The 4,507-nt window shown below is 33.5% G+C and carries 5 protein-coding genes; all 5 read left to right on the top strand.

Annotated elements, in window-relative coordinates:
• Positions 1–776, top strand: a 776-nt coding sequence (gene nadA / locus ACZQCL_RS06825) for a quinolinate synthase NadA (RefSeq protein ID WP_482482396.1), incomplete at its 5' end; no start/stop codon positions are given.
• 1 nt (position 777) lies between these two features.
• Positions 778–2,070: an L-aspartate oxidase gene (locus ACZQCL_RS06820; RefSeq protein ID WP_418582437.1), complete on the top strand. Its 1,293-nt coding sequence runs from the start codon at positions 778–780 to the stop codon at positions 2,068–2,070.
• Complete coding sequence (gene nadC, locus ACZQCL_RS06815; protein WP_412343595.1) at positions 2,063–2,914, top strand: carboxylating nicotinate-nucleotide diphosphorylase; 852 nt, start codon at positions 2,063–2,065, stop codon at positions 2,912–2,914. The genes ACZQCL_RS06820 and nadC overlap by 8 nt, the downstream gene beginning before the upstream one ends.
• A complete protein-coding gene (locus ACZQCL_RS06810) occupies positions 2,915–3,421 on the top strand; it encodes a transcription repressor NadR (protein ID WP_227991038.1) in 507 nt (168 codons plus the stop codon).
• Positions 3,422–3,465: 44 nt separating this feature from the next.
• Complete coding sequence (locus ACZQCL_RS06805) at positions 3,466–4,362, top strand: CPBP family intramembrane glutamic endopeptidase (protein ID WP_227991036.1); 897 nt, start codon at positions 3,466–3,468, stop codon at positions 4,360–4,362.
• Positions 4,363–4,507 lie beyond the last annotated feature (145 nt).

Below are 4,507 nucleotides of genomic sequence, written 5' to 3'. Positions count from 1 at the left end.
AAGCAAAAAATACAGATGCAGATATTATTGTATTTGCGGGTGTTAAATTTATGGGTGAAAGTGCCAAAATGTTAAATCCAGACAAGAAGGTATTGATGCCAGATTTAAATGCAGATTGTCCAATGGCACACATGGCAAGTAAGGCTGTTATTAAGAAGATGAAAGAAGAATATGAAGATTTAGCGGTTGTATGTTATATCAACTCAACAGCTGAACTAAAAACAATGGCTGATATTTGTGTAACAAGTTCAAACGCAGTGAAGATTGTTCGTTCACTTCCAAATAAAAATATTTTCTTTATTCCAGACGGAAACTTAGGTGCTTATGTGAAGAAACAAGTACCTGAAAAGAATATTATCTTAAATGATGGATATTGTATTACACATAAGCGTGTGACATTAAAAGATGTTGAAAAAGCACGTGAAGAACATCCAAATGTTCCAATCATTGTTCATCCTGAGTGTGTTAATGAAGTTGTTGAGGCAACTGATTTTGCGGGAAGCACTTCAGAATTGATTCAATATACAGTGGACAATCCAAGTAAAGAATTTGTGATTGGCACTGAACTTGGTGTACTTCATGAAATGCAGTTGAAATCACCAGATAAAACTTTCTATCCATTATCCGATAAATTGATCTGTATGAATATGAAGAAAGTATCTTTGGAAAAAGTTTATGATTGTTTGTTGAATGAGACAAATGAAGTGTTTGTAGATGAAGAAGTGAAGGCTATGGCCGAAAAGTCATTAGATAGAATGTTGGAGTTGGCAAAATAATATGAAAAAGTTAGAAGCAGATATAGTTATTGTTGGAACAGGTGCAAGTGGGTTGTTTGCAGCTTTACATGTTCCAAATGATAAAAAGGTCCTAATGTTGACAAAATCTGATGCTGAAAATAGTGATTCATTTTTAGCACAAGGTGGAATTTGTGTATTGAGAGACAAAAATGATTTTGATTCTTTTATGGAAGATACTATGAAAGCAGGGCATTACGAAAATCGTAAGGAATCTGTTGAAATTATGATCAATTCAAGCCGTGACATTATTAATGAATTGATTGGATATGGTGTTGATTTTGCGACAAAAGATGGTGAATTAGATTATACGCGTGAAGGAGCACACTCTAAACCACGTATTTTATTCCATGAAGATATTACAGGAAAAGAAATCACATCTACTTTATTAGATGTGGTTCGCAAATTAGAGAATGTTACAATCATGGAATATGTCACAATGACAGACATTATTGAAAAGGACAATGTATGTTATGGTGTTTTGGCAAAAGATGCCAACAACAATGAAATGTGCATTAAAGCTGGTTATACAATCTTTGCGTGTGGTGGAATCGGCGGATTATATGATCATTCAACAAACTATCCACACTTAACGGGAGATGCCATTGCGATTGCAATCCAGCATGGTATTAAATTAGAAAATGTGGATTATGTACAGATTCACCCAACAACTTTATATACAAAGAAAAGAGGAAGAGCCTTCCTTATTAGTGAATCGGTTCGTGGTGAAGGGGCTAGGCTTTATGGAAAAGACGGAAATCGTTTTGCGAATGAAGTGTTGCCACGCGATATCATGACACAAAAGATTCGCGAACAAATGAAGAAGGATGATATGCCTTATGTTTGGATGGATATGACTGTTTTAGGTGAAGAAGTCATCAAGAATCATTTTCCTCATATTTATGAAAAGTGTTTAGAAGAAGGATATGATTGTACAAAAGAATGGATTCCTGTTACGCCAGCCCAGCATTATTTTATGGGTGGGATTCATGTAGATAAAGATTCTCGTACTTCTATGTCCCACTTATATGCGGTAGGAGAGACGAGTTGCAACGGAGTTCACGGAAGAAACCGCTTGGCTAGTAATTCCTTATTGGAATCTTTAGTTTGGGGAAAGAGAGCTGTTGTTGATTTATTGAAAAAGGAACCGGCTTATACAAATGATTTTGATCATTTGGCAAAAGTGGCTAAGTCACATCAGTTGTCAAATCAAGAAAAAATGTATCACGATATGGTACTTGAAGAAATAGAAAGAGAGAGACAAGCTCGTGGATAAGAATACAATGCGTTTAAATGTGGATCACTTATTGATCCAAGCTTTGCAGGAAGATATAACAAGTGAAGATGTTTCAACAAATGCAGTCATGCCTTCCTATCAATATGGGCAGGTACAATTGATCTGTAAAGAAGAAGGAATCATTGCAGGCCTTGAAGTATTTGAAAGAGTCTTTTATTTATTAGATGAAAACATGGAAGTGAAATTCTATGTAAAAGATGGGGATGCCGTTAAAAACGGACAATTATTGGCTGAAGTGTCTGGAGATGTTCGTGTTCTTTTATCAGGTGAAAGAACTGCGTTGAATTATCTTCAAAGAATGAGTGGAATTGCCACTTATACAAATCGTGTTGCATCTTATTTGAAGGGTTCAAAGACAAAGCTGTTGGACACAAGAAAAACGACACCAAATATGCGTGTGTTTGAAAAATATGCAGTTCGTGTTGGTGGTGGAAATAACCATAGATACAATTTATCAGATGGTGTTATGTTGAAGGATAATCATATCGCAGCAGCTGGTTCAATCACGAATGCAGTTAAGATGGCAAAGGATTATGCTTCTTTTGTTCGTAAAATTGAAGTGGAAGTAGAAAATTTAGAACAGGTTAAAGAAGCGGTTGAAGCAGGTGCGGATATTATCATGTTAGATAACATGAGTGTTGAAAATATGAAAAAAGCAATTGAAATCATTGATGGAAGAGCCGAAACTGAATGTTCTGGAAATGTCACAAAAGAGAATATTGAAAAATTAACTGCCTTAGGTGTGGACTATATTTCAAGTGGTGCTCTAACGCATTCAGCACCTATTTTAGATTTGTCTTTAAAAAACTTGCAGGTGAAATAAATGGAAAAAGAAGCTAGACTTCAAGCCATTTATGACACGATTTCAAAAAGCGAAGTGCCAGTTTCAGGAAGTGCACTTTCCAAAAAGTTTAATGTATCAAGACAAGTCATTGTGCAAGATATTGCCTTATTAAAGGCAAGAAATGTTCATATTTATGCGACACACAAAGGATATGTATGTTCACATCAAAGAGTTCGAAGAGTATTTTCTTGTTTTCATTTGAATGATCGTATGGAAGAAGAAATGAATGCGATCGTAGATTGTGGTGGCTGTATTGAAAATGTATTTGTCAAACATAATATATATGGTAAGTTAGAGGCTAAAATGAACATTAGTTCTAGAAAACAAGTCAAGGAATTCATTGATTCTATTTCACAGAATCAGGCAAAACCTTTAACGGATCTAACGAGTGGATATCATTGTCATACGGTGAGTGCACAATCAAAAGAAGATTTAGATTCAATTGAGGAATCATTAAGAAAACTTCATATTTTACAAGAGGCCTAAAAGCCTCTTTTGTGTTAGAATTAATTTAGAAAGTAGTGATTCTTATGGAACAACCACCTAAATTTATGCCTGATAAAGAATTAAGTAAAGTTGGAGGCTCATTATGGCTATATATTATTATGCAGCTGACACTCTCTTTTTTGTTTAGCTTTGTAGCAATGCCTTTAATCATGTATTCTTTGTATTATGATTATTCTGCAATCAATGCCTGCATTGAAATGTTGATTTCTTTTATATCTGGAATCATCCTGTTATGGTTTATGAGTAGTTCTTTTAAACAAAATATCAAAGATTTGAAGTTTACATTTAAACCCAAAGAGACAATAGATACTGTTTCAATGATGTATTTTTTAAATTATGCGATTGGTATTATTGGAGCTTTATTATCAAAATTTGGATTACCAGATACAAGCCCAGATTTCTCGTTAAATGGAAGTGTATTATTTAACACTTTTACTTTTATCAGTGTTGTCATACTTGCACCTATATTTGAAGAATTGATATTTCGAGGTATGATCTTAAATACATTAACTAAATATAATAAAATGTTTGCGATTATTGTGACTTCTTTATTATTTGGACTTTTACATTTAAATATTACACAAGCCATACCCGCTTTCTTTATGAGTCTAGTACTATGTTATATGTATGTACAAACAGATAGTATATTAGTAACAATATTGGCACATGCAGGAAATAACTTTTTAGCTCTAATGTCGGCATATTCAAATCATATTTTGATTACAGTTTTAGTGCTTGCTCTTGTGATTTATGGACTTATTACAATGGTATTAAAATCAAAAGAATTTAATGAATTTATTAAAGAAGAGAAGACAAATGAGAATTGGTATGCGAGATTCTTTAAGCGAATCCCAAATCTTTTGTATCTAGTATTTACCATACTTTGGATTATCATTTCATTATTCATGAATATGTTTTAAAAAGAGGACATCTCCTATTTGGAAATGTCCTTTATTTGTTATCTTTCTTTAATTCATCAAACTTCTGCTTCATTGTAGGATTGTTACGAGTTAAACGCTTGATTGTAAGATCCTCTGCTTTATTATTAGCCAATTGCAATTGTCT

This window comes from Holdemanella sp. (assembly GCF_056804935.1).
This window is presented reverse-complemented; position numbering and strand designations above follow the sequence as displayed.